At 58.7% G+C, this 24,733-nt stretch carries 20 protein-coding genes and 1 riboswitch; of the genes, 13 read left to right on the plus strand and 7 right to left on the minus strand.

Annotated elements, in window-relative coordinates:
* Positions 1-319: 319 nt before the first annotated feature.
* The gene (locus tag CRD18_RS02140; RefSeq protein ID WP_070439467.1) at positions 320-1,522 is read left to right on the plus strand and encodes an alpha/beta hydrolase; all 1,203 of its coding nucleotides are present in this window, start codon (positions 320-322) and stop codon (positions 1,520-1,522) included.
* A gap of 6 nt (positions 1,523-1,528) precedes the next feature.
* Here CRD18_RS02140 and CRD18_RS02145 read toward each other — a convergent pair whose 3' ends face one another.
* The 4 genes from CRD18_RS02145 to CRD18_RS02160 form a co-directional block, all read right to left on the minus strand.
* A complete protein-coding gene (locus CRD18_RS02145; protein WP_187406478.1) occupies positions 1,529-2,074 on the minus strand; it encodes a TetR/AcrR family transcriptional regulator in 546 nt (181 codons plus the stop codon).
* The gene (locus CRD18_RS02150) at positions 2,061-3,557 is read right to left on the minus strand and encodes an MFS transporter (RefSeq protein WP_187406479.1); all 1,497 of its coding nucleotides are present in this window, start codon (positions 3,555-3,557) and stop codon (positions 2,061-2,063) included. Before CRD18_RS02150 ends, CRD18_RS02145 begins: the two co-directional genes overlap by 14 nt.
* Positions 3,558-3,781: 224 nt before the next feature.
* Complete coding sequence (locus CRD18_RS02155) at positions 3,782-5,629, minus strand: hypothetical protein (RefSeq protein ID WP_070705964.1); 1,848 nt, start codon at positions 5,627-5,629, stop codon at positions 3,782-3,784.
* Entirely contained in the window at positions 5,626-6,252 is a 627-nt protein-coding gene (locus CRD18_RS02160; RefSeq protein WP_240593314.1) for a hypothetical protein, read from the minus strand. The genes CRD18_RS02155 and CRD18_RS02160 overlap by 4 nt, the downstream gene beginning before the upstream one ends.
* Before the next feature lie 288 nt (positions 6,253-6,540).
* A riboswitch (TPP riboswitch) is annotated at positions 6,541-6,662 on the plus strand.
* On the opposite strand from CRD18_RS02160, the gene thiC reads away from it, so the two are divergent.
* From thiC to CRD18_RS02175, 3 genes are all read left to right on the plus strand, one after another.
* Positions 6,661-8,367 (plus strand): phosphomethylpyrimidine synthase ThiC, encoded by a 1,707-nt coding sequence (gene thiC / locus CRD18_RS02165; RefSeq protein WP_150960945.1) that lies wholly within the window; start codon positions 6,661-6,663, stop codon positions 8,365-8,367. Its footprint overlaps the riboswitch before it by 2 nt.
* 182 nt (positions 8,368-8,549) lie before the next feature.
* Positions 8,550-9,743: an HtaA protein gene (locus CRD18_RS02170; RefSeq protein WP_224783802.1), complete on the plus strand. Its 1,194-nt coding sequence runs from the start codon at positions 8,550-8,552 to the stop codon at positions 9,741-9,743.
* A gap of 313 nt (positions 9,744-10,056) precedes the next feature.
* Positions 10,057-11,400, plus strand: a complete 1,344-nt coding sequence (locus CRD18_RS02175) for a glycosyltransferase family 87 protein (RefSeq protein ID WP_224784043.1) — start codon at positions 10,057-10,059, stop codon at positions 11,398-11,400.
* Positions 11,401-11,402: 2 nt separating this feature from the next.
* Here CRD18_RS02175 and CRD18_RS02180 read toward each other — a convergent pair whose 3' ends face one another.
* Entirely contained in the window at positions 11,403-11,600 is a 198-nt protein-coding gene (locus CRD18_RS02180; RefSeq protein WP_048732933.1) for a hypothetical protein, read from the minus strand.
* Between the two features lie 264 nt (positions 11,601-11,864).
* On the opposite strand from CRD18_RS02180, the gene CRD18_RS02185 reads away from it, so the two are divergent.
* The 3 genes from CRD18_RS02185 to CRD18_RS02195 all read left to right on the plus strand — a co-directional run bounded on the left by CRD18_RS02185 (position 11,865) and on the right by CRD18_RS02195 (position 16,140).
* Complete coding sequence (locus tag CRD18_RS02185; RefSeq protein WP_049172704.1) at positions 11,865-13,247, plus strand: M18 family aminopeptidase; 1,383 nt, start codon at positions 11,865-11,867, stop codon at positions 13,245-13,247.
* Positions 13,248-13,382: 135 nt separating this feature from the next.
* A complete protein-coding gene (locus CRD18_RS02190) occupies positions 13,383-14,795 on the plus strand; it encodes a M20 family metallopeptidase (protein WP_048732929.1) in 1,413 nt (470 codons plus the stop codon).
* 4 nt (positions 14,796-14,799) lie between these two features.
* Complete coding sequence (locus CRD18_RS02195) at positions 14,800-16,140, plus strand: alpha-amylase family protein (protein WP_049172705.1); 1,341 nt, start codon at positions 14,800-14,802, stop codon at positions 16,138-16,140.
* Between the two features lie 155 nt (positions 16,141-16,295).
* Here the strand turns inward: CRD18_RS02195 and CRD18_RS02200 are convergent, their stop codons facing one another.
* Together CRD18_RS02200 and CRD18_RS02205 are read right to left on the minus strand one after the other, a co-directional pair.
* Positions 16,296-16,493, minus strand: a complete 198-nt coding sequence (locus tag CRD18_RS02200; protein WP_049172707.1) for a hypothetical protein — start codon at positions 16,491-16,493, stop codon at positions 16,296-16,298.
* An 89-nt stretch (positions 16,494-16,582) separates the two neighbouring features.
* Positions 16,583-18,634 carry a hypothetical protein gene (locus CRD18_RS02205; RefSeq protein ID WP_187406480.1) on the minus strand — a complete coding sequence of 684 codons (2,052 nt, stop codon included), beginning with the start codon at positions 18,632-18,634 and terminating at the stop codon, positions 16,583-16,585.
* 157 nt (positions 18,635-18,791) lie between these two features.
* Here CRD18_RS02205 and CRD18_RS02210 point away from each other — a divergent pair, with 157 nt between their 5' ends.
* From CRD18_RS02210 to CRD18_RS02235, 6 genes are all read left to right on the plus strand, one after another.
* The gene (locus tag CRD18_RS02210; RefSeq protein ID WP_049189346.1) at positions 18,792-19,400 is read left to right on the plus strand and encodes an ECF transporter S component; all 609 of its coding nucleotides are present in this window, start codon (positions 18,792-18,794) and stop codon (positions 19,398-19,400) included.
* A gap of 8 nt (positions 19,401-19,408) precedes the next feature.
* Positions 19,409-21,025, plus strand: a complete 1,617-nt coding sequence (locus CRD18_RS02215; RefSeq protein WP_070605532.1) for an ABC transporter ATP-binding protein — start codon at positions 19,409-19,411, stop codon at positions 21,023-21,025.
* Positions 21,022-21,840, plus strand: coding sequence for an energy-coupling factor transporter transmembrane protein EcfT (locus CRD18_RS02220; protein ID WP_147722539.1), 819 nt, complete (start codon positions 21,022-21,024; stop codon positions 21,838-21,840). The genes CRD18_RS02215 and CRD18_RS02220 overlap by 4 nt, the downstream gene beginning before the upstream one ends.
* A gap of 19 nt (positions 21,841-21,859) precedes the next feature.
* Entirely contained in the window at positions 21,860-22,375 is a 516-nt protein-coding gene (locus CRD18_RS02225; protein ID WP_070566832.1) for a hypothetical protein, read from the plus strand.
* A complete protein-coding gene (locus tag CRD18_RS02230; RefSeq protein ID WP_187406481.1) occupies positions 22,375-23,220 on the plus strand; it encodes a YdcF family protein in 846 nt (281 codons plus the stop codon). The genes CRD18_RS02225 and CRD18_RS02230 overlap by 1 nt, the downstream gene beginning before the upstream one ends.
* Before the next feature lie 107 nt (positions 23,221-23,327).
* Positions 23,328-24,512 carry an acyl-CoA dehydrogenase family protein gene (locus tag CRD18_RS02235; RefSeq protein WP_016422383.1) on the plus strand — a complete coding sequence of 395 codons (1,185 nt, stop codon included), beginning with the start codon at positions 23,328-23,330 and terminating at the stop codon, positions 24,510-24,512.
* The last annotated feature ends 221 nt before the right edge of the window (positions 24,513-24,733 follow it).

Consider the following 24,733-nt stretch of genomic DNA (forward strand, 5'->3'; position numbering starts at 1 on the left):
TGTGGGCGTGGCCACTTTCTCCTTGGTGTCAATAAGGTATGCGCTGGTGGGGAGGCAGCGGAGGCGTTTGTGGAAAAAGGTAATAAAAATATGTGGGTAACGGTGGTGAGGTGGGTTTTTCTGAGTTTGCGCACTCTTAGAAAGGGGGTAGGAAATGGGGGTAATAGTGCTAATTGTGGGCGAGAGTGAACATTTGTAGCGCCCTGAATGATTGTTTGAGGGGTGAAGTATGGGGGAGGATGATTCTGTCTTTACGTACGTCTTTACGCATTAGGTAGATTCGTATTCCAAGGCTTTTGGCAAGAGTTAAGGAAAAACGATGATTGGTTCACTAAGTGCCGCCGGAAAGGCCGTGTCGGCATCCCGCCGAGGGCAGGGGCGTACGTTCTCGAAGGTGGCTGCTCTCTCGCTCGCAGCTGGTGTAGTTCTCGGCGGACAGGTGCCAGCGCAGGCGGCACCGCGCATTGGTCAGCTGCCGGATATCACTGCACGCGAAAGCACTATTGACTACCAGAACTCGGAAACCGTGGACAAAATTGGCGGTGGTCTGGTGGATGTCATGGGTGGCGTGAACCGTGTCATTTCCGGTGGCGAAAGTGGCCATATCACCGAGCCGTTCGCCCCAGAGGCGGGGCAGCTGCGCAAGGAGTTCGGAGCGATGGGCTCCCATCCAGTTGCCGCAACCCGCGAAGCAATGCCATGTGATGGTGTCGTCTACACCATCTATAACCGCGTACTGCGGGACCTCCACGGTCTCCACGGCACCACCGGCTGCTATGACGTACTGCCTGAATCGGCCAACGCCTCCCCAGTTGGCGCGCAGCTTATCTACCCGGCGGATATTGACTCGATGGAGTCTGCGCCACTGATGGTTCTCAGCCCTGGCATTGGTACTGAGCCGGGTATGTACGACGCGCAAGCGCGACTCTATGCAAGCCACGGATACGTCGTGGCTCTTGGCTACAACTTCACCAACTGGTTCGCGCCACAGATGGTGCTGGCAGCTTCAGTTGCCGCAGCGGCCAATGGGGATGAGTCCACACCACTTGCAGGCAAGATCGATTTCTCCCGCACGATGTTGGTCGGGCACTCTGCGGGTGGTGGCTCCGCAATCTTCCTGAACAACAGGATGGATAAAGCCTTCCAGGCTGCGGGTATCGATATGGTCACCCGTGGTCTGGTCGCCATCACCCCAGGGCCTTCCGACGCTGGACTAATCTCCACACCGCCGGAGATTCCAAGCCTGGTGGCCATTGCGGAGCACGAGGACATCGTTCCTTTTGATGCGGATCGACGTGGCTACCGCGACGCTGAAGGGCCCGCCTGGGAAGCGGTAGTCACCGGTTCCTACCACGGTACCTACCTGGATGATCCGTCCAAGAATGTGCTTGGCTCGCTGGTGCTGTCTTTTAGTGAGTATGTGCTCGGCGGAACGAGTCGAGCAAAGGCCGTCTATGAGGGTGCTAACTACGGCCTGGCTACTGACTCCGAGCTCAAGGACGTTCAGCGCAAGGGCGTTTAGAGCTGGCTACTCCATCGACTCTGGAATCAGCTTTGCCGCGGCCTCGGCGATTGCCTTACGCTGTGCTTTCGTGAGCTGATTGCCGTTGAGGTAGTCGTTGGCCCAGAGTCCATCGGAAATCATTTGGACAACGTAGGCCATGCAGGCTTCCTCATCGGTGGCAATCTGTTCTACCGGCGGATTCCACCGGCGCAAAAGGCGCGTCCAGATCTCGCGCAGCTCCGGGTCGGCGGCAGAGTCGATGGACATGAGTAGCTCGGCCCTCGTTGCTGTATCCAGCGAGACCTGGAGGTTTGCGCGTAGGCGGTTGGCGGGGGGTACCTCCTCTGCGGGCCCACCCGCGGCTTCGATAAGCTCCTCTTCCCATAACTGCGCCATGTGCTCATGGACGCTGCGAATCATGTCTTCGCGGGAGGGGAAGTGGTAAATCAACCCTGATTTACTCATTCCGCATTGAGTTGCGACATTTTCGTAGGTGACCTCGGAAAAGCCATTTGTCTCGATAATCTCAACGATTGTGTCGAGAATGGCAGTGCGCTTACTCGTGCGCATATTCAGTCTCCTTCGGGTTGCCGCGGAATGCCACCGCAGTCGCAATCGCTGCAATGACAGCAACGACAGCCAGGATAATCAAAATGGCCAGGTAGGAACTGTCGAGGCCGGCGCGGGCGCCGTCGTTAAGCGCTGGCGTGTGAAGTGCATCGGTGAGTGAGATGCTGGCGTCGACAGGCGTGAACAAGGCGTAGAACATGGGTAGGAGGCTGCCTGTGATTGCGACGGTGATCAGTGTGCCAAATTCGTAGGACACGGATTCCATCGCCGCCGCCATACCGGCCTTTGACCTCGGGGCTGAGCCGATTATCGCAGTCGACGACACCGACATCACAGAACCTGCGCCCGCGCCGAGCAGTATCAATCCCGCGATCATGAGCGAGAAATTGCCCGAGGAAACGCCGTAGTACATGCCTGCCAGTCCGACGGCGTTGAGGAGGAAGCCGCCGGTGATGAGTGTGCGGAAACCCATTCGATGGAGCACCATGCCGCCGATGACACCAACTGGCAAGGATGCCAGTGCCGCGGTGGCAACTAGCAAGCCCGCGTCGAGTGGTGTGTATCCGACGGAAATCTGGAAGCGCTGCGTCGTCATCAATTCGGCGCCTGCCAGGACAAACATGGCAAGCGCTGCTGCCAGCACGCCACCGGAAAACATCGGCGAACGGAAGACCGAAAAGTCGATGAGGGGTTCGGTAAGACGTGCCTGACGACGCTGAAACAGTGCCGCGCCCACTAGCCCACAGGCGATAGCTGCGACGATGACGGTGGAGGAGCGATGGCCGGCGAGTTCCTTGATGAGTGAAACCAGGCCCAGCATGGCCAGCATCGCGTAGAGGCTGGTGAGGAAGTCCCAGTGTTTGGCTGGGTTGGGCTGATTTGGTGGAGCGAAAATCAGCGTGCCAATGATTGCGAAAACTACGACAGGGATGTTGATAAGGAAGATTGAGCCCCACCAAAAGTGCTCCAACAGGAAACCGCCGACGACGGGGCCAGCAGCGGCACCCAGTGTTGCTGTGGCTGACCAAATGCCAATAGCCGTGGCAAGTTCACGAGGGTGGTGGAAGGTCTCACGTAGCAGTGCGAGGGTTGCTGGCATCATGGTCGCGGCGCCCAGTCCCAGGCAGCCTCGAGCGATGACCAGGGCCCAGGCGTGCGGCGCAAAGGCCGCGGTCAGGGAAGAGAAGCCAAAGATTGTCAGGCCCACAAGAAACATCTTGCGGTGACCGATGCGGTCGCCCAGAGTGCCTGTGCCGAGGAGGAGTGCGGAGATCACCAGTGGGTAGGCGTTGATGATCCACAGGCCCTCCAGCTCGGTTGTGTGGAGCTGCTCGCGCAGAACTGGCAGGGCAGTGTAGAGCACCGAGTTATCTATGCCGATGAGTAGTAGGCCGGCGCTGATGATAGCGAGGAAGACCCACCTGTGGGTGACTGGAGTGGACGGATTAGCCCTCGTGGAAGCGGCGTGGTCGGTACTTGTCATTCCAGTAACTGTAACGAACGTTCGGTTTAGTTACAACTTCTGGAGAGCGACGATTTAGGCCTAGAACTTCAACAAAAGTACGCCAATCCCTACCAAAGGGCCGGTGAAAAAGTGTCTAAGTTGAAGGCGTTGTTGAGGTACGAATTCACGGACGCCGTTCGATCCCCCGTGGCGCCCGAGCGGGTAAAGATCAGCTTGGACGCGCTGACTTTACGCTCGGAGCTTTACGCTCGGACGTTGTGGCCTATCACCGCCGGGATAGTGATTGGCGCATCCCCGAAAAGCTCCTTCTGGTATTCGTTCTGCTCGAAAGCGCCGGCATCGTTATCCCTGATGGTGGCCACATTTGTCAGTTTGCGTGCCGACGGTGCGGAGTTCTTTTGGAGTAGTCCGCCACGGTTGCCCGCAGTGGTGGCCGCGAAAGTCCCTGCACCACGGTTTCCAGCAGCGGTACCCGCGATTCCGCCAGCAGCACCCGTAGCTCCGGTAGTAGCACTGTTGCGCGCACTGATTAGGGAATTCATCAATCCACTTCCGCGCTGTGCAGGGCTGTTCGAAGCGTTTGGCAAGGCAGACCCAGCGACCCCGGCACCCAAGCCGGTTCCCATCTCGCGACCCGCTGTTGGCGCTGGCATACGTCCAAGACTTGAAGTCGGAATTCCCGAGGCCGGTGGGCGGGGGCTTGCGTTTCCAGAAGACGGCAGTACCGGGATATTGCCCGCTGGTGTGAGCCCCGCAGTGCGTCCTGCACCGAGGGAGCCAGCCGGTCGGTTGCCGTGAACTCCGTAAGACGAAACGCCTTGCGGTGATGTGCGTTGAAGTGGGGCGCTCGCGCCCGAAGGAGCGACCATGGCTGGATTCGCCGCATTCGGTTGAGCCATAGTCGATGTACCGGTCGGGGAAGTTGGCGAGATTGTGGAGCTCGTTGGGCTGCCAGGTGATGCGGGGTGCACAGGGGTAGCAGACGGATTAGTAGGGTTCGACAAAGTCGAAGTGCTCGGTTGAACCTGCGAAGGAGCGGAAGGGCTCGCGGCTGTGGATTGCGGTGTTGGAGAATCCGGAACTGTTGAGGTGGCGCCAACTGGTGCGCTGGCGGCCTGCATGCTTCCAGTCATCCCCGCAGGCGAAAGACCGAACTGGCTAGTTCCCGAGCGTCCGGCGACTGTGGCTCCAACGGAAACCTCGGCAGTCACGCCACTTCCCGCATCGGCAGAAACCAGGTTAGGAATTCGAGGAATAGCGGTCTGTAGCTGTGCGGTATACGGGCCAGAGAGAAAGGCAGCTACCTCGGCCTGTTCAAAAGCTTTCTGCGCGCCGGGGTTTGGGAGTGCCTTGGACTCGGCCTCAATCGCCGATAGTGCATTGACGGCCATTGCCTTAACGGACGGCAAAACGGCAAGGTGTCCGGCCATGACCTCAGATGCGGTGGCGATGCTGGTTGCGCGTGCGGCCAGACCTTTCATTGTTGAGTCAGCAGCAGAGAAGACAGCACCGCTGTTGCTCGACACCAAGCCGGATGAGATGGAGGTTAGATTGCTGGCCAACGTGGTCATAGTTTCGGCGAAGTTGTTCCAGTAGGCGATTGCCTCGGCTACGGCACCGTCGTTTGTCGAGGAAAACATGGATAGTAGGGACTTCGCATCAAGATCGAGTTCCGCAGAAAGTGTGACTGGCGCGAAAGTGAGACTTCCAGCTTCAAACATTGGCCGACGCTGAAATACACCGCTTGTTCGCGCTACTTCGGCAATGGAAGCACCGTCACCATTGAACGGGTTAATGCTTCGAAGGATCCGATTCATGGTGGATTCGTGCTCAGTAATCACGCGACGGAAGTCAGCGAGATTTGTTTGCGCCCACGTGAGCTGTTTGCCCAGAGACAATCCGACGGCGGCAGAGCTTCCTGAGCTGCCGGAAATTGCGAGACTGTGTTCTGTCGCCACCAGCTGGAGTGACGGAACCTGTGAGTAGCCGGCCAAGTTGGGCTGGATATGGATGGCATTATTTGCCAGCAAATTCGTGGAATGGAACTTCTGAATTGCAGAGTCGATTGTTGGAATTACGGCATGCATCATGATTCTTCCCCCAAGTAATCAATTAACAGCTCATTTACGGGAGCGCACAGCCGGTGCTGTGGGTCAGGGCTATCTTGTCCGGTTGTATCGATAACGAATCCGAGAGCCCCTTGCTCTGTTTCGACAGAAGCAATACAGGCAGAGCTTCCGAGCGGATTGATTTGAGTGAATGTCACCCAATTGAAAATCCCTTCGTGATGAGCCAAAGGCTCGGCACTGTAGCGTTCGAGTTGTGAATGAGCGACCGCAGCATGCCAGATGCTCAGCAGGCCGGAAGCGTCGGATTCGATAACGCAGCCGATCTGTTTATTTCCTTCGATTCGGCCCTCCATGTACGACTGCTCCCGGAACCCCAGCCTGTCTAAGCGCCCCATAATCTCAGGGTCGTCACACGGATTGGTCAGGACGAATTCGGGTGCGTCGTAGTTGTAGTGCCCATCGGGGCCAAGTGGAGCATCACCGGGCTCCGGCGGATTGTTGGGTGGAAGCACACCCGCAGGTAACGTCACGCCCGAGTCAGTAGTGATGGTTGTCGCATTGTCGCCGACAGGTTGAACGTCCTCGCCGGAAGCCTTGGTCGATGCGCAACTAGTCCCCGTTACTCCCCATAGAAGTGCTGACACTAGGGCGGCAGTAGTCGCCTTTTTCAATTTTCCCTCCCCAAAGAATTTGTGTGAGAAAGATATAACACCGCGTTCACAATTGCGCTTGCTGAGAAGCCGAAAAAATAGACCGACTGTGGATAACTTTTTAGGGGTGTGGACAACGCGGTCGCCGCGAAAAACAGCGCCTCTGCACAGCCGCAACCTGCACCTTTAGGGTGTGTTCTCCGTGCCGTCGTTAAGCGTTGGCGGCAAACATGGGCGTAATGACCGAAGTAATCCGAACGATTGGTTAGACTATGAGGCGCATTACAAAACCACGGGAGTGCCAACCGAAATTCCGGCACTGAGAGGACGCTAGGAACCGAGCGTCGACCGGACGAACCTGAATCTGGGTAATACCAGCGTAGGAAAGGGATGTGTTGCTTCATGGCTGCACGTGTATCTGTATCCGCTCCGCCGAAAGAGGGCGAGGTTACAACTGGCCCGATTTACCGCAGCAACAAGCATTACGACGAGGTTGCGTTCAGCAACGATTTCGGTGAGGCGAACCTGCGGATTCCAGTTCGTCGAATCAATCTGACGGACGGTACTCACTTCGATGCGTACGACACCTCGGGTATCTACACCGAGGAAAACCCGGAGCTGAACCTGAAGGAGGGTTTGGCTAAGACTCGTGACTCGTGGCCGAAGGCTCCGGCAGTGCCGGCGGTTGCAGGCTCTGAGGACGCCCCGAAGGTCAAGACGCAGCTGGCTTGGGCGCGCGCGGGAATTGTCACCCCGGAGATGGCTTTCATCGCCGCTCGTGAAGGTGTGGATCCGGAAGTTGTGCGCGAAGAGGTCGCTGCGGGTCGTGCCGTGATTCCGGCGAACCACAAGCACCCGGAGACTGAGCCGATGATTATCGGCAAGCGCTTTGCCACCAAGATCAACGCCAACATTGGTAACTCGGCTGTGACTTCGTCCATCTCTGAGGAGGTGGAGAAGATGGTGTGGGCGACTCGTTGGGGCGCGGACACCATCATGGACCTGTCCACTGGCAAGGACATTCACGAAACCCGCGAGTGGATTCTGCGTAACTCCCCGGTGCCGGTTGGTACGGTGCCGATTTACCAGGCGCTGGAGAAGGTCAAGGGTGACCCGGCCAAGCTGACCTGGGAAATCTACCGTGAGACCATCATTGAGCAGTGTGAACAGGGCGTGGATTACATGACCGTTCACGCGGGTGTGCTGCTGCGCTACGTGCCGCTGGCCGCCAATCGCGTGACGGGCATTGTTTCCCGCGGTGGCTCAATCATGGCCGCATGGTGCCTCGCGCATCACCAGGAGAGCTTCCTCTACACGCGCTTCGCTGAGCTGTGTGACATTTTGGCGCAGTACGATGTCACGTTCTCCCTCGGTGACGGCCTGCGTCCGGGGTCCATTGCCGATGCTAACGATGAAGCCCAGCTGGCTGAGCTGCGCACCCTCGGCGAGCTGACCAAGATCGCTAAGTCCCGTGGTTGCCAGGTCATGATCGAAGGTCCAGGCCACGTTCCGATGCACAAGATCGCCGACAACGTGAAGTGGGAAGAGGAGTGGTGTGAGGAAGCTCCGTTCTACACCCTCGGCCCGCTGGCAACCGATATCGCGCCGGGCTATGACCACATCACCTCGGCTATCGGTGCGGCAATCATTGCGCAGGCTGGCACCGCCATGCTTTGCTACGTCACGCCGAAGGAGCACCTGGGGCTGCCGAACCGCGACGACGTCAAAGTCGGCGTGATTACTTACAAGATTTCCGCTCACGCCGCCGACTTGGCGAAGGGGCTGCCGCGCGCTCAGGAGCGTGACGACGCGCTGTCGAAGGCTCGCTTCGAGTTCCGTTGGCATGACCAGTTTGCACTGGCTCTGGATCCGGACACTGCGCTGGATTACCACGATGAGACTCTGCCTGCAGAGCCGGCAAAGACTGCGCATTTCTGTTCCATGTGCGGTCCGAAGTTCTGCTCCATGCGTATTTCCAAGGACGTACAGGACTACGCGAAGGAACACGGCCTGGACTCCGTTGAAGCGATCGAGGCCGGCATGGCTGAGAAGTCCCAGGAGTTCGCTGATCAGGGCAGCCGCGTCTACCTGCCGATTACCGCGGAGTAGTTGGTTGTCTTAGAAGATGCTGAAGTAAGCCGCGGTCTAGCTCTATTGGGCTTGGCCGCGGTTTTCTTTTGCTTTCAGCTATTTCTGCCGGCCTCAGTGTTGAGGCTCAAACGGGGGGAGGGTAAGGCGCACCTTCATAAAGGCGTTAGGTACACCTAACTAGTGGGGTGTACATTGCTTGTATGCACAGCCTGAGATTCCTGACTTTCGATAATTCCCACCGCCATCTCGCAGGTGCTCGCAACACTCGCAACACTCGCCGTTCATTCAGCTCTGAATCATCCACGGCTGGAGAAGGCGTGCGTCGACCGGTGGGGCGGAGTGCGCGCAGAGCTGCTACTGCGGTTTCGCTGTCCGGCGCCATGGTTCTTTCGGCGTTTGTGTCCCCGGCAATGGCTGAAACTGCGAAACCAATCGTGCCGGACAATTTTCCCAATGTGATCAATCCAGCGGAGAACTTCCAGCCGCAGGATTCACAGTATGTCGAATCCCCGGAAGTTACTGTCACTTTTGAAGACGGCACACCAGCTGAAGGTGCCACGGTTCATCGCGGCGATGTTCTTATTGTTCGCGGCAGTGGTTTCAATCCGTCGGCCAACCGTGGTGGTTACCCGCTTCCAATTCCTCCGGGTGTGCCCAATGGTGTTTACGTTCTCTACAGTGCGTTCCCAGACTCGTGGAAGCCAAGTGAAGGTGCTCCGTCTTCGGCGCGGAAACATCCGCACGACAACATTGCCTGGGTCACGCCGGCTGGAACTCTCGAGGCGATACCGAACCAGGGCGTCGATATGCGGCGTTCTATCGCTCGTCAGGCTACTCCGATGACAGATGACGGCAGTTTTGAAGCCCGCATTGTTGTTGACCCGCCAGAGGCTCCAGCTGGTGATAACTGGGGCATTTACGTCTACCCGGCAGCCGGCTCGATTAATGCGGCCGAGGAAATCTATATTCCGTTGAATTATTCGGATGCTCCGGGCAAGAATGCTCCGGCTCCCTCGAGTGAGGATTTAGTAATTTCTGTATCTGCGCTGGAGAAGGTATTCGGCGCACTGGGTGGTGGCGTCACTGCCAAGAACGGTGCCCTAGAGCCTGAGGCCGGAGTCGTTTCATTCACCCGCGACAATGACAGCAGCGATGCCAAAGGGGAGAGCTACCGCGGAGAAGTTCACTTCACCGCGAAGTTCAGTCTGGTTCATGTGGTCGTCCGTAATCCGCGCATTGAGGACGGCCCGACCGGAAAGATTATTACGGCAGAGGTCTCGCAGGGCTACGATGTCGGCCCGGACGAGATGGAGCGTATGCCCATTGCCGCCGTGGTCGACAGCGATGGAGATCAGCTGATCACGACCATCGGCACTATTTCGCAGTTCCGGTAGTCCCTCCGACCATCACAGCCGCCAACTGTCGTCTACCTGGCACTTCGTTCAAAGTAAGCCGTCATACCTTGCGGGTTCCTGCGGGTTGTAACCACTGCTGTAGTGGAATCACTACATTAGATAGAGGCGCTTACCAGCGATGAGGAGGAACGTGGGACGGCATAGTCGGGCAGAAGGACCGGTGTCACAGGATGGGGCATCGTCACAGGTTGCGGAGTCGCAACGTGCTGTTGCGGAGTCTCCGTCGCGGGCCTCGCGAAAAATATGGGTTCGCAAACCCAATCAGGCCCCTGCGCTGACGCAATCGCCTGTGATGAGCTGGCCTCTTATGCTGGTCTCGCTGCTCGGTGGTCTTGCCTCGCTGCTGGCCTGGAATGGCCGCACCCAGCCGGACGATTGGGCGTCGCTCTGGGTGGGCGGGCTACTGATGGACAGGGGACTTGAGTCCCATCTCTATGATGCCGATCCAATCGATTTCACCGCCATGAGCGGAGAGGTCTGGCCACGCCTGGCGCAGGAAGTGTCTGCGCCATTTACGCATCCCTTTGTGCAAAACCCTTTGTTTGCAAAGGCTCTGGGAGCGATATCCCACGTCATGAGCTTTGAAACCTCGGTTGCTTGGTTGCTGTTTCTTTCCGGAATGGCCGTCGTGGTCCTGGTCGCAGCTTCCTACCACCTGTGGTTTCGGTCGACCATGCCCTGGGGCATCGCAGCGCTGGTTACCGCATGCGTATTCGCCCTGCCGACCACTCTCAATTCGTTCTGGATTGGTCAGACGACACCGCTGATTGTCGCGGGCGTCGCCTATGGGCTTGCTGCCTCGCGCACTCGTCCTTGGCTCGCGGGCATCGTCCTCGGCATTGTCGCATCCATTAAATTGACTCCGTATGCGCTCATCGCCGTGATGCTCTTTTTCGCTTATCGACGGCGCGCAGCCCTCTGGTCGCTGGCCACCACGGCGGTACTGGCGGTCTGGATGTTTATCCGCATTGACATGCCGGTTATTTCGGACTGGATTGACCGAATCGACGACATTGGTGCGTCGGTCTTGGTCGGTGGTGCGAATCAGTCGTTGGCGTCGACTTTAGCCACAGACCTGGGCAATCCTGATTTATTAGTAACAGTGGTTCGTGATTATCCGAGTCACGTGAAAACGATTCCACTGTGTATTGCGCTCGGCGTGGTGTTGATGGTCACGGCAGTTGCGTGGTTGAACCCGGTCTACCGGTTTGAGTTTCTAATCACCGGCGCGTGGCTTATTGCAGCCACATTCTCATCGATTCTTTGGACCCACTACATGTTGATGCTGGTCACGCCTGTGTTCGGTTTGGCCGCCATGGCGCGGAACCGATTGACCAGACAGTGGCCGTATATCGGTATTGCGTTGCTAGTGGTCCTGCTGACGTTCCCTGTGACAAACCCGATTGCTGCTACGCCGTATACCGGCGGATTTGTGTACTCGGGGATTACTGCGATGCTCTTGACGCTGGCATTGATGCTAGTTGTTGGTGGCTGCCACGCGTTTGCGGTACATCGGTACGGCGATGGTGATGCAGGCGAGGTTGGAGCTGGTTTTGGCAGTGAATTAGCTGCCGCGGAGACATTAAAATTTCCTCAGCCAGAGCCAATGGTCTTATTCGACTTGAGGAAGCGCTAGATTTAGCGGCTCAGCATAGAGACGATGTCACGGGCAGACATGTCGCTGTAAATCTCGTTCCGGGCGCTCTTAACCTGGTGGCCGAAGTGGACTGCGTTAGCGTCACTGCTGGTGTCGCGGGTAAGAGCTTCGCGCAGCGGCTGAGAGAAGAAGGCGCGCTTGGTAGTGAAAGAACGGGGGAACAGGTTTTCAAGGCTCACGGTATAAACCCTTTCTGTGGTCGGAATCCGGTCAGGATTCCGGTTTGAGAGTTTCTGTATTCAAATGGTTTTCTTTGATGCGGTTGCCACTATATGTCTGAATATGCCCGATATCGAGTTAAAACGGGCAAAAGTGACTAAGTGGATACCGTTCCCAACATGAAAGCTGCATCACACTGTGGACCGGCTTAATGCTCGGTCACGGTCAGTTGTGGGCTCCAATACAATGAAATCCGGAATCAAATGTGAAGTAGGAGTTTGGTTATGGCTATTTCTTCGGCACCCACCCCTGAGTCCCCGGATTCAGCGGATACCTCGGACGCGGCATCGCGCAGCGTTCCGGCGGCAGCGCTCAGTCACGTTGAGGATTTAATAGATTTTGTGGCTGCGTCGCCAAGCTCATTTCATGCGGCACAACAGGTCGTTGACCGTCTGAGTGCAGCCGGTGCCACGGTCGTCGACGAGCACGAGCAGTGGCCAAGCGAGCCCGGTGCCTACGTCCTGCGTCGCGATGGCGCTGCCGTTGCTTGGGTCGTCCCGGAGACGCCGGCTGCCGATTTCACCGGTTTCCGTATTGTGGGTTCTCACACGGATTCGCCCGGTTTTCGTGTGAAGCCCAACGCGCGCACCTCCGCCGCAGGCTATGCGCAGGTCGCTGTAGAGGTCTATGGCGGCGCGTTGTTGGGAAGCTGGACCGACCGTGAAATCGAGTTCGCTGGTCGGGTAATTGATAAAAACGGCCATGAGCACCTTGCTCGCACTGGCCCGGTCGCGCGTATCCCGCAGTTGGCTATCCACCTCAATCGTGCGGTTAACGAAGAGGGGTTGAAGCTCCACAGGCAGAATCACACTGCACCAATCATCGGACTGGATACCTTCGGCACCGATGTGCACCAGATCATCGCTAATGCTGCGGGACTGTCTATCGACGACATCGTCGCCTGGGACCTCATTTCCTTCGACACTCAGCAGCCGCGCACCTTCGGTGCTCACGATGAGTTCCTGGCTTCTGGCCGACTCGACAACCTGCTCAGCGTCCACTCCTCCCTGGTCGCCTTCGAGACCTTGCTCCGTCAAAACTGGAGCACGTCAACCACCATCCCCGTCATGGTCGCTTTCGATCACGAGGAAGTTGGGTCCGCCTCCACCACGGGCGCTGCAGGGCCACTGCTTGCCGACGTTCTGTCCCGCATCGCAGCGGCCACGGGCGCTGACCTGGAACGCACTCAGCAGCTCTACCGCGGTTCCATCTGTCTCTCTGCTGACGGCGCACACGGTGTGCACCCGAACTATGCAGGCGAACACGAGCCGGGGCACCAGCCGGAACTCAATGCCGGCCCGGTGGTGAAGATCAATGCCAACCAGCGCTACGCCACCACGGCGGCCGGTCAGGCGGAGGTTGTCCGAATCGCAGCGGAAACCTCCAAGCGCATTGGCCAGGAAGTGCCGGTGCAGTATTTTGTCTCTGCGAACCACAAGCCATGCGGCTCCACTATCGGCCCGATCACTGCAACGCGACTGGGTATCGACACCATCGATATCGGAGCTGCGATGGTCTCCATGCACTCGGCGCGTGAGATGTGCGGCACGATTGACCCATGGTGGTTGGCCGAACTCACCGTGGATTTCTGGGGTGCCGGACACTAGCAGCTCGCTGGCAGCGCTGAAGTCGCCTCTAGCAGGGGAGATGTCGGGGCGCTGTGGCCGTCGTGAAGCGAAAATGGGTGAGGGAATTTCCGTAGCTGCTCGTCGTGGAGCCTATTTTCTGTCATGCTATGAACCATGACTGATGCTAACGACACCCTGCCGTCGCACCGCCTTGAAGTACCTATCGAAGAGGCGGTGGCATGGCGTCGCCAACTGCACCAGAATCCGGAGCTGAGCTTCCGGGAGTACAGGACCTCGGACATGATTGAGGATTTGCTCAATCAGTGGGACATCCCGACGTACCGGTTGACCCCGACGTCCGTAATTGGCGTCATCGAGGGAACAGCGGGCGACCCCAGCACTGGCCGTGTGATTGGCTACCGCGCGGATATTGACGCCCTGCCGATTCAGGAGGAAACGGGACTGCCGTATGCCTCGCGCACGCCAGGTGTGATGCACGCCTGTGGTCATGATGTTCACACGGCGATGCTGCTGGGCACGGCGAAGGTGCTCTCTGGAATGCGCGATCAGCTGCACGGCAAGGTGCTGTGCATCTTCCAGCACGCCGAAGAAATGCTGCCGGGCGGTGCTCGTGAGCTGGTCGACAAGGGTGCCGCCGATGACTTGGATGAGGTCTATGCCTTCCACGTCGCGCCGCATCCGGTGGGGCATGTGGGAATTTGCGCTGGGCGAGTGACAACCATGTCGGGCATTGTCTCCATCGCGATTCGTGGCCGTGGCGGTCACTCCTCGAACCCACAGCTGTCGATTGACCCGGTGCTCATCGCCAGTGAGGTGACTCTCATGCTGAACACGATTGTCTCCCGCGATGTGGATCCAAAGCACATGAACATCGTCAACGTCGGCTCACTGCATTCAGGTGAGGCCGGCAACGTGATTCCGGATACGGCCAACCTGGAAGTGTCCATCCGCTCGGTGGATGAGGCCGACTGGGAGATTGTCTGCCAGCGTATCGAGGCCGTCGTCAACGGCGTCTGCCAAGCTCACGGCGCACAGGCGACTTTCGACTGGCAGATTCCGTACCCGATGGTGGTCAACGCCGACATTGCAGTCAATCGTGCCTGGCATGCGGCGACGAAGGCAGTTGGCAACTCCAAGGTGTTCGCCGCCGATCCGTGGGCTCCTTCGGATGACTTCTCCTATTTTTCTCGTGAAGCGCCGGGCTGTTACATGTTCCTCGGCACCGGTGGCCCGGAAGCGGGTAATCCCTTCTTTCTCCACAATTCCAAGTTTAAAATTGTGGAGAGAGCCATGGTCAATGGCATGCGCACGGAAATCCAAATCGCGCTCGACGCACTGAACCCGTCGAAGAATCATCCGCCGGAGCGACCTGCCACATCTCCGACCATGCCCGCAGCAGGTTCCGTGCCTCCACGGCCGCGGAAGGCAGGCCTTGGCACGCCACAGTCGCATGCGGGCCAGGCGCGGGCGTCGTCAAGCGAATCGGCGGGGGAGACCTCACCGAGTCCTGAGGCGGCGGCATCAGATAATTCCAATCAGCCTCAGGCACCTAGAGAGGATGCATAGGACAATGTCCACGACCCCCAACGCCCCTAATAAGACGCTCGCTGCCGCACCTGAGTGGTCGAAGTGGGCGATTGGATGGCACGTCTATCCACTGGGGTTTGTGGGAGCGCCCATCCGTGAGAAGGATCGAGGCGCCGCGCCGGTCAATCGAATTCGCAAACTGATTGACTGGCTTCCGTACGTCCAGGAGCTCGGGCTCAACGTCCTGCAGCTGGCTCCAGTATTCGAGTCGACTAGCCACGGCTACGATACCGAGGACTACTACCGCATTGACTCGCGCCTGGGTACCGAAGAGGACATGAAGGCTGTCATCGAAGCTGCCCATGAGCGCGGCATCAAAGTGCTTTTCGACGGCGTCTTCAACCACATCGGGGCAGAGGCACCCGCGTTGAAGACCGCGAAGGAAAACCCTGACTCTGAAGAAGCACAGCTCTTTGCGTTTACTCACTCAGATGGCGACATGACCGCGCCGGTGTTTGAGGGCCATGAGAGTTTGGTCGAATTCGATCACACCAGTGACGCGACTGTTGATTTTGTCGTCAACGTGATGAATTACTGGCTGGCGCGGGGGATTGATGGCTGGCGACTGGATGCGGCCTACGCAGTGGACCCACAGCTTTGGCACAAGGTTTTGCCGCGAGTGCGTGCTGAGCACCCGCACGCCTTTATCTACGGCGAGGTCATCCACGGTGACTATGCGGAGATTGTGTCGGTGTCCGGCATGGACTCGGTGACGGAGTACGAGCTGTGGAAAGCGACCTGGTCTGCGCTGAAGGAGGAAAACTTCTTCGAGTTGGACTGGACTCTGAAGCGCCATAATACCTTCGCGGAGTCTTTTGTGCCGGTGACGTTTGTGGGCAACCACGATGTTTCACGCATTGCGACGCAGGTAGGGGCCGACAAGGCCGTGCTGGCGGCGACGGTGCTGTTTACCGTGGCCGGTGTGCCGCTGGTCTACTACGGCGACGAACAGGGTTACACCGGTCTCAAAGAGGAACGCATCGGCGGTGACGACCAGATTCGACCAGTGTTCCCGGATAGCCCGGAGGAACTCTCTGCGCTTGGTGAGGACCTCTACCGCGCTTACCAGCAGCTCGTTGCGGTGCGACGCCGGTTCCCATGGTTGCACTCCGCTCGCGTGGAGACTGATGAATTGCGCAATGGTTTTCTTCGCTACCGCGTGACCGCAACCGACGCGGCGCTCGTGGACGATGCTGCCGGAGCCTCGGGTGAGGCTGGAGCTTCCGGCGAGATGCCCTCGCTCGTTGTCGAGCTGAACCTGGAAAACGGCGCAACCAGCGCGGTGATCCGTGATGGTGACCACGTGGAATTTGAGTTTTCCTAGGCTCTCTAGGCGGCTCTAGGCTGCCCCGGAGAACCAAAACCGCCCGGACACAATGTCCAGGCGGTAATTCTTTCGTGCCCCATCGATGAGTGGGCACAAGGGGTAGTGACTGCGTTTATGTTTGCTGGCTACCCCTGTTTTCGCAGATGCAGTGATTACATCTCTGCGGTCTCAGCAGGGGTCATCTCGTCGGAGGATGCCGGAGTGGTGGCCTTCTGCTCGAAGGTCTCCGACGGGTTGGCCTGGTCGCCGACCTTCACGTCCGAGTCAACCTGATTCGGGGGAGAGCAAGCGACCAGGGCTGCTGCGGCAATGGCGGATGCGGCGATAGCGCCGGCGATGCGGTTACGCATGGATGTGGCTCCTCTGTCGGAAAAACAATAGCTACAAGGGGCTAATAAACTTTTCTCACATTATCTTAAAGCAATATCTTAGAGGATTCTTAACGGCTTGCGGGAACCAAGGGGCCAATCGCCCCCGCGCCGATGCATAGGGTTGCCCCCGGAGTCGCCTTTTCCACATCGACATGGAGAGTATTTCCGCCACCGTTGAGGTACACATAGCGCGGTCGCAGATCGTTGTTCATCTTCACGACTGTGGAACCACCGCGGGTTTGCTCTTCAGTCTCGAAAGGATTGGGGAGCGACAGGCGCACATCCATGTCCTCGGAGGCGGTGGCCGGGAACTCAAGCACCCAGTCACCGAGCTTGATGATGTTCTCCAACTTGATGTCCTCCGACGCGGTGCCGTCCTCGCCAACTGTGATGCGATGGCCACACTGCTCGACAGGGCCGTCAGTGACACGGGTGACCTCGGAGACCTTGGCGTCGATAAGCGAACCGTCTGTATTGAACATGCGCGGGTGACCGGTGACGCGCTCAAACGGCGGGCGATCGGAGACCGCATCAAACACCCGCGAGTACATGTTCATCGGAGCGGCGACGGGCACGAGAACTTCGAAGGGGACGGGCTGGTCGATGAGATTGTAGTCGATCGCCTTGTCGGGGCCAGCGGCATCGGCTTCCTCGCGCAGCGCGGACAGCGACGCCTTGGTGTTGCCGATCCACTCCATTGCGATGTCATCAGACCAGGCATTGCGGTAAGTGACCACGGAAATCGTGGAGGTGACAGCCAGCGCGATGCCCAGCGACCAAATCAGAATGTGCGTACGAGCCGGTAGCAGCGCTGGCGCCTCGTCCTTCGGTGGGAGTCCAGCCAGGGAGATCGCGACGCAGATTACGATCACGAGCGCGACATCAGAGTAGTAGTGCAAAGTGTGCGCCAGCACGCCAGAGGTGTTCTCTCCCGAGCGGAACAGGGTGATGGCGAACAAGGTGGTGAACATGTACGCCACCGATAGCGTCCACGGAGCCCAGCCACGGTAATCGCGGCCGATGAGGGTGGCGGACAGAATCAACAGGATAATGCCGCCGAGAGTAATCAGCTGAGACGAAGCGGAGGCAAACGGCTGTCCCGGAGCCCAGCGTTCCCAGCTTGTTGGTCCGCCGATGATGCCGGCAAAAATCTGGCCAAGGCCGTTGAAGAACAGTTCGGGCTGTAGCTTGTCGGAAATGAAGCCAGTGGTTTCGGCGGGGCCGAAGTAGTACCACAGTGCCCAGGCGCCGGTCAGCAGCATCGATGGGATCCAGATGACGAGGCCACGGCGGAGAACCTGCAGGATATTTCTGCGCTCCATGTAAGCCAAAGTGACGACAACCAGCATGGAGATCGGTGCGATAGCCAGGGACTTCTCAAAGAACCCGAGCGCCACGGCCAGCAGCACGAACAGGCCTACGGCCTCCCACGGGCGAGGGCCGAAGGAACGACGCATAGTCGTGCGAATAGCGACAATCATGAAAACCACAAATGCTAGGTGGAACGGCTGGGAATTGGCCGCGGCCGACCACCAGGTGTCGCCCGGAAGCATCAGCGGTGTCCAGGCGACGATCGTGATGAGGAAGAGAGACACCAGCGTGCGGCCGGTGAGAAGCTCAAAGAGTTTAGCTGTGGCGTATGTCAGCACTACCGACATCACGGCCATGGTGATAGCCGGTAGCCACCAGTTCCACGGTGCGATGAGGTGATAGAGGCCTTGCACCAAGAAGGCCAGTGGTGCAAGGTGCCCGTCGTGATCCTGAAGCAGGTAGTCCTTGCTCAGCAGTGGGGTGTCGTAAAGATGGCCAACAATGATGAAGTCATCCCAGTAAAAACCATGGCTAGTCAGCACCAGAATGCGAGCGACAAGCTGTATCGCAATAACAACTCCGATGAGTGGCCACCACTGCTTCGCAGACAGGTCAAGTCGCTCGCCCCACGTCAATGTGGGCATGTAGTATGGGCGAGAACTTTCCTGCTCAGCGGTGTTGTCAGCACCAGGGTCCTCGGCAGTTTTCACTGCGGAATCCGCGGCTGTCCCCTCATCGCCGACTGTCGGCGTATGAGGGGGTTGGGCAGTTGGGGTATCTCCTGTAGATGACCGCTCGGCTTTAGTCATGGTTCCTTATGTTATCTAGGCCATCTGCTGGGCGCGGTAGGGTAGGCAAAAGTTAGTGCTTAGGGCGTGTCGACACAGGCTTCATACGCCGCTAATGAATACATCAATAATGTTTGAGCAATACCGCTCGAGTTAAAGAAAAATAGGAGCAAGTGGGATGACGCAATCGGCGAGTGCAGCGCGCGCTAACTTCTCGTGGCGCAATATTGACATCATCATTGCAGCTGTTATCGGCGTGGCCGTTGGCCTGATTTTTGTTATCTGGAACATCATCGGCGGTGCGGGCTATGAAGCAGTCAACGCGCTTACTCCTGGTCTTGGCGGTTTGGTCGCTGGTATGTGGTTCCTCGGTGGTCCGCTCGGCGCGTACATCATTCGCAAGCCGGGTGCAGCTATCTTCGTCGAGGTAATCGCGGCGACGGTTTCAGCACTGATCGGTAACCAGTGGGGTATCTCCACCCTGTACTCAGGTTTGGCGCAGGGGCTCGGCGCGGAGCTGGTGTTCCTCATTCTGGCGTATAAGAGCTACAACCTGGCCACCGTGGTTATCTCCGGTCTCATGGCAGGTGTTGGCGCATGGACTTTCGAGCTTTTCACTGGCAACCTGGCCAAGACTTTCGAATTCAACGTCATCTACCTGATCTCCACGGCGCTGTCGGGTGCCGTCCTCGCCGGTCTGCTGGCTTACTTCCTGGCTAAGGCACTGGCGGCAACTGGAGCGCTGGATCGTTTTGCCATCGGGCGAGAGCGGCACGACGACGTCTAGGAAAATCGATGACAGATGAGGCGTTGACGCGGGGGCCGTCGTCAAGCGGAAATGTCCCTGCGGTGAGCGCGCGGGGGTTCGGATATCGGCACGCGGGGCGCAAAGCTGCGGTACTGAACGACATCACGCTGGACATCGAGCGCGGTGAAAAGGTGCTGTTGCTCGGCGCGTCGGGGATGGGGAAGTCGACGCTGCTCGCCGCTATTGCTGGCGTGCTTGGCGACGACTCCGATGGCGAAGCCACCGGAAAGCTCCTGATTGAAGGTCGTACTCCTGCTTCCGCACGGGGTTCGGTGGGCTTGGTGCTGCAAGACCCTGACTCGCAGACGATTAGTGCTCGCGTTGGCGACGATGTTGCCTTTGGTGCGGAAAACCTGGGCGTTGCCCCAGCTGAGATTGGCAACCGAGTGCGCGCCAGCCTGGATTTGGTGGGGCTGGATTTGCCGCTGGATCATCCCACGCACAGACTTTCGGGTGGGCAGAAGCAGCGCCTCGCATTGGCAGGTGTGCTGGCAATGGGCGCACGGGTTATTTGTTTGGACGAGCCGACGGCCAACATCGACCCGGCCGGTGTGCCGGTACTACGCGATGCTGCGATTACCGCGGCGGAGAGGACCGGTGCGGCACTGATTGTGGTCGAGCATCGAGTGGATGCGTGGGTCGATGTGGTCGACCGCGTCATCGTGCTGGGCCGCGGAGGTGTGATTGCCGATGGTGCACCGCATCGGGTCTTGGAAGACTACGGGCAGGCTCTGACGGATGCTGGGGTGTGGATTCCGGGTGCTCCGCCCGCGCTGCCGGATGCGCGTTCAGTTGCCTGCGACCAGGACGGGCACCCTAGCGGTGACATCGCGATCGAAACCCGCGAGCTGGACATCGGCTATGGCGCGAAGAAGTCGTGGTTCAGGGGTAGCGAAACTGTTGATCCTATTGCTCGCGGAGTATCCGTTTCTATCCCATCCGAAGCTTCCACCTGCATCGTTGGTCACAACGGCAGCGGGAAGTCCACGTTAGCGCTGACGCTCGGCGGCCTGCTTGAGCCGATGGCGGGCACGGTCCAAGTGGCCGGCAGCGGTAGTGCGCCGTGGAGATGGCCGTCGAAGAAGTTGGCTACTCGGATTGGCACGGTCTTCCAAGACCCCGAGCATCAATTTGTCACCGGCACAGTGCTGGAAGAGTTGCAGCTTGGCCCCAAGCTTGTCGGTGTCAACGCTGATCAGCGCATCGAGGAATTACTTGAGCGGCTGCGGCTAACGGCTCTGACCAAGGCGAATCCGTTCTCACTCTCGGGCGGTGAGAAGCGACGTCTGTCGGTGGCGACAATGCTGGCGACAGCGCCGGATATTGTGCTTCTCGACGAACCGACGTTCGGCCAAGACCGCCGGACATTCACCGAGCTGCTCACTTTGCTTCGCCAGCTTGCTGACGACGGCCGAACGGTTATTTCGATTACCCACGATCCATTGGTGGTACAAGCGATGGGGGACTACGTCGTCGACATGGATATGTTTCATCTGAAGCGGTTAGACCGTGCGGCGCTGGGACAGCCTGGTTCGGGGGAGCAGGCCGGTCCGAGCAGCAATAGCGGTTCGCGCGGCCAGGGCGAAGCAGGAGGGAAATTGTGACTGAAGTCGGTTCCGCCGGTACGGCTGAAGGTACGCAGAGCGGCACTTCGAGTAAGCAGCCTTTCCTCGCGACGGTCAACCCGGTAGCGAGAGTACTGGGCCTGTTCTTGCTCACCACACCGCTGCTGATTTCCATCGACTGGGTCTCCGCAGTGGTCGCGCTTGTCTGCACGCTTTTCTTGGTGCCGCTGTCGGGTTTGGGTTTTCGTCGTTTTCTAGGACGCAGCCTGCCACTTCTTATCGCCGCGCCCATCTCTGGAATCTCGATGGCGCTCTACGGCAACCCGGAGGGCAAAGAGTATTTCTCCTTCCTGCTTGCGCATGTGACGGATAATTCTATTTCCCTGGCCATCGCGATTATGTTGCGTGTGCTGGCTATCGGTACTCCAGTTGTCGTGTTGACAGCCAATATCGACCCCACCGATCTGGGCAATGGGCTGGCGCAGATTCTCAAGCTGCCCAGCCGGTTTGTGCTGGCAACGGTGGCGAGTTTGCGGCTCGTCGGCCTATTCATCAGCGATTGGCAGGCGCTGACCCGAGCCCGTCGAGCACGCGGTTTGGGTGACCACGGCGCAATCCGCCGCACTATTTCCCAGGTGTTCGCTCTGCTGGTGTTTGCGCTGCGCCGCGGAACCAAACTGGCTACGGCCATGGAAGCCCGCGGCTTTGGCGCACCGATTAAGCGTACGTGGTGGCACACCTCGACATTGGCCACGCGTGACTATGCCACCATGGCCGCCTGCCTTGCCATCGCCGTCGCAGCAATCAGTATTTCCGTGTGGGCCGGGGAGTTCCGCTTCCTGGGCGTAGCGTAGCAAAGGTGTTTCGATCACGATGATTCTGCTTATCGACGGCCGTTCCGGCAGTGGCAAAACCACCCTTTCGGCAAAGTTGCACAGTATCCTCGGTTGGCCAGTTATCCACTTGGAGGATGTATATCCGGGCTGGTCCGGTCTGCAGAAAGCATCGGCCGCAGTTGCGGAGACCATTTTGAACCCCGCTCTACCGGCCGATGAGCGCGGGTATCGCCGGTGGGACTGGTACGCCAGTGAATTCGCCGAGTGGGTCCCCACGCCACCGGACTCCTCGCTCATCGTCGAAGGCTGCGGCGCTGTCACTGAAGCTAACCTTGCCGCTGCCCGCGCCATCGGCGACGGCAACGCCTGGGGAGTCTGGGTAGAGCTGGACACACAGACTCGATTTGCCCGTGCCATGGCTCGCGACGACCACTTCGAGGAACACTGGGACATGTGGGCCGAGCAGGAATCCCAGCATATGGCGAAGCACAATCCGCAACAGCTCGTCGACTGGACCATCAACGTCCCAGAACAGTTAACGTGGAAGCTCTGATGAGAAAAACACTCGCGTGCCTCGGTGCAGGCTTCGGTTCCATGCTCCTCGTCGGCGGACTACGCGTCGCCGCTAATTCGGAGCTACGCCCACCACGCCTGCCCAATCGCAGACCTCCGCGGTGGGTTCTTCCCACAGTAGGTGCCGCGTGGACACTGGCCAGCTGCCGCGCCTACTACGCTCGCGCATCGCATCGCTTGACGACGCCCCTGCTCGCCGGCCTCGCAGTACCAGGAGCCGCAGCGATCGTTTTCGAGGCCGTTCGCCTTCGATGTGCAGCCCAAAAACCAACTCTGCCGCCACACACCGTGGTTGTACTGGGATGCGGATTGAAGAACAATCGGCCCTCGGCCCTGCTGGCCAGAAGATTACAGCGAGCAGTCTCAGCGTGTGATGAGCGTACCGAGCGAATCATCTGCTCCGGTGGGGTCGGCAGTGAAGCGGTGACAGATGCCACCTGCTCCGAAGCGGACGCCATGGTGGAGTGGTTGGAGGCGAACGCTGGGGACGTCGTAAAGCGTGGCGACATCGAGTTGATCCCCGAGGACCAATCGACGAATACGTCGGAAAACATTGACTATGCGTGCGAATTGATGCGCGGCATGGACGGTTCGTTGAGCGCTGGAACGGTTGTTGTGACCAGTGATTTTCATGCGCCACGGGTAGCGAAGCTCATGCGCGAACGGGGGCTGGAATCCTGGTGTGTCGTCGGCGCCTATACGCCGTTGAGGTACTGGGCGACATCGCTGCTGCGGGAATTCCTCGCGCAGTTTATTCTGTGGGCGCCGAGCGGCAACGCGAGAATTTTACGAATTTCGCGGGTAGAGCGAAGCGTTAGCCACTAGTATCGAACGAAGATAAATACGTCGTGCGGTGATAGTGCTGCGTAGAAATGCGTAGAGCGCGATATCGAACACGACATCGGAATCATTAAATCGGGAGGAACACCCACATGGCTTTGACCCCAGGATTCGACCTGTTCCAGCTGCCAGAGGAGCACCAGGAGCTCCGCGCCGTTATCCGTGATCTGGCGGAGAAGCAGATTGCTCCGTACGCAGCGGACGTCGATGAGAACGAGCGTTTCCCGGAGGAGGCCCTGAAGGCTCTCAACGAGGCTGGCTTCAACGCCGTCCACGTGCCGGAGCAGTTCGGTGGCCAGGGTGCGGACTCGGTTGCGGCCTGCATTGTCATTGAGGAAGTTGCTCGTGTCTGTGGCTCGGCTTCTCTTATCCCGGCTGTGAACAAGCTGGGCACCATGGGCTTGATCCTCAAGGGCTCCGACGAGCTGAAGAGCAAGGTCCTGCCGGACATCGCCAACGGTGAAATGGCTTCCTACGCACTGACTGAGCGTGAGGCCGGTTCGGATGCCGGTTCCATGAAGACCCGCGCGGTCCGTGAGGGCGATGAGTGGGTCCTCAACGGCTCCAAGTGCTTCATCACTAACGGTGGCCGCTCCACCTGGTACACCGTCATGGCTGTCACCGACCCGGAGAAGGGTGCTAACGGCATCTCTGCATTCATGGTCCACAAGGACGACGAGGGTTTCCGCGTCGGTGGCTTGGAGCACAAGCTGGGTATCAAGGGTTCCCCGACCGCGGAGCTGTACTTCGAAAACTGCCGCATCCCGGCTGACCGCATCATCGGCGAAGAGGGCACCGGTTTCAAGACTGCCCTGGAGACCCTGGACCACACCCGCCCGACTATTGGTGCACAGGCACTGGGCATCGCGCAGGGTGCTTACGACTACGCCGTTGGTTACGTGCAGGAGCGTCAGCAGTTCGGCAAGCCGATTGCTGCTTTCCAGAACACCCAGTTCATGCTGGCTGACATGCGTATGAAGATTGACGCTGCTCGTCTCATGGTCTACACCGCAGCCGCTAACGCTGAGCGCGGCACTGCTGAGGGCGGCGCTCGCCTGGGTCTGATGGCCGCAAACGCCAAGACCTTCGCCTCTGACGTTGCTATGCAGGTCACCACCGATGCCGTGCAGCTGCTCGGCGGTTACGGCTTCACCCGTGACTTCCCGGTTGAGCGCATGATGCGTGACGCCAAGATCACCCAGATCTACGAGGGCACTAACCAGATTTGCCGCATGGTCGCAGGTCGCCAGATTCTCGCAGACGCACAGAAGCGCTAATCACCAGCGTAAACGCTAAGCCCTCGCTACCAAGGCGGGGGCTTTTTCATGCCACCGCATCACTCAGGATTTGTCTCTTAACCCCAACGCGCACTAGTGACTGCGTTTATGACTGGCGGCGGTGGGGCGATGCGAGTTACTGACTGCGTTTATGACTGGCGACCGCGAGCCAATGCGAGTTACTGACTGCGTTTATGACAAAAATGGGCCGAAAAACGGCT

It is taken from the genome of Corynebacterium sp. LK31, assembly GCF_014335015.1.
GTDB lineage: Bacteria > Actinomycetota > Actinomycetes > Mycobacteriales > Mycobacteriaceae > Corynebacterium > Corynebacterium jeikeium_D.

Coding starts and splice junctions, on each gene's coding strand:
- CRD18_RS02215 (WP_070605532.1), top strand. CDS start 19,409: ATGACAGATGAGGCGTTGACGCGGGGGCCGTCGTCAAGCGGAAATGTC.
- CRD18_RS02195 (WP_049172705.1), top strand. CDS start 14,800: ATGTCCACGACCCCCAACGCCCCTAATAAGACGCTCGCTGCCGCACCT.
- thiC (WP_150960945.1), top strand. CDS start 6,661: ATGGCTGCACGTGTATCTGTATCCGCTCCGCCGAAAGAGGGCGAGGTT.
- CRD18_RS02170 (WP_224783802.1), top strand. CDS start 8,550: ATGCACAGCCTGAGATTCCTGACTTTCGATAATTCCCACCGCCATCTC.
- CRD18_RS02185 (WP_049172704.1), top strand. CDS start 11,865: ATGGCTATTTCTTCGGCACCCACCCCTGAGTCCCCGGATTCAGCGGAT.
- CRD18_RS02225 (WP_070566832.1), top strand. CDS start 21,860: ATGATTCTGCTTATCGACGGCCGTTCCGGCAGTGGCAAAACCACCCTT.
- CRD18_RS02190 (WP_048732929.1), top strand. CDS start 13,383: ATGACTGATGCTAACGACACCCTGCCGTCGCACCGCCTTGAAGTACCT.
- CRD18_RS02235 (WP_016422383.1), top strand. CDS start 23,328: ATGGCTTTGACCCCAGGATTCGACCTGTTCCAGCTGCCAGAGGAGCAC.
- CRD18_RS02230 (WP_187406481.1), top strand. CDS start 22,375: ATGAGAAAAACACTCGCGTGCCTCGGTGCAGGCTTCGGTTCCATGCTC.
- CRD18_RS02140 (WP_070439467.1), top strand. CDS start 320: ATGATTGGTTCACTAAGTGCCGCCGGAAAGGCCGTGTCGGCATCCCGC.
- CRD18_RS02175 (WP_224784043.1), top strand. CDS start 10,057: ATGAGCTGGCCTCTTATGCTGGTCTCGCTGCTCGGTGGTCTTGCCTCG.
- CRD18_RS02205 (WP_187406480.1), bottom strand. CDS start 18,634: ATGACTAAAGCCGAGCGGTCATCTACAGGAGATACCCCAACTGCCCAA.
- CRD18_RS02200 (WP_049172707.1), bottom strand. CDS start 16,493: ATGCGTAACCGCATCGCCGGCGCTATCGCCGCATCCGCCATTGCCGCA.
- CRD18_RS02145 (WP_187406478.1), bottom strand. CDS start 2,074: ATGCGCACGAGTAAGCGCACTGCCATTCTCGACACAATCGTTGAGATT.
- CRD18_RS02155 (WP_070705964.1), bottom strand. CDS start 5,629: ATGATGCATGCCGTAATTCCAACAATCGACTCTGCAATTCAGAAGTTC.
- CRD18_RS02210 (WP_049189346.1), top strand. CDS start 18,792: ATGACGCAATCGGCGAGTGCAGCGCGCGCTAACTTCTCGTGGCGCAAT.
- CRD18_RS02150 (WP_187406479.1), bottom strand. CDS start 3,557: ATGACAAGTACCGACCACGCCGCTTCCACGAGGGCTAATCCGTCCACT.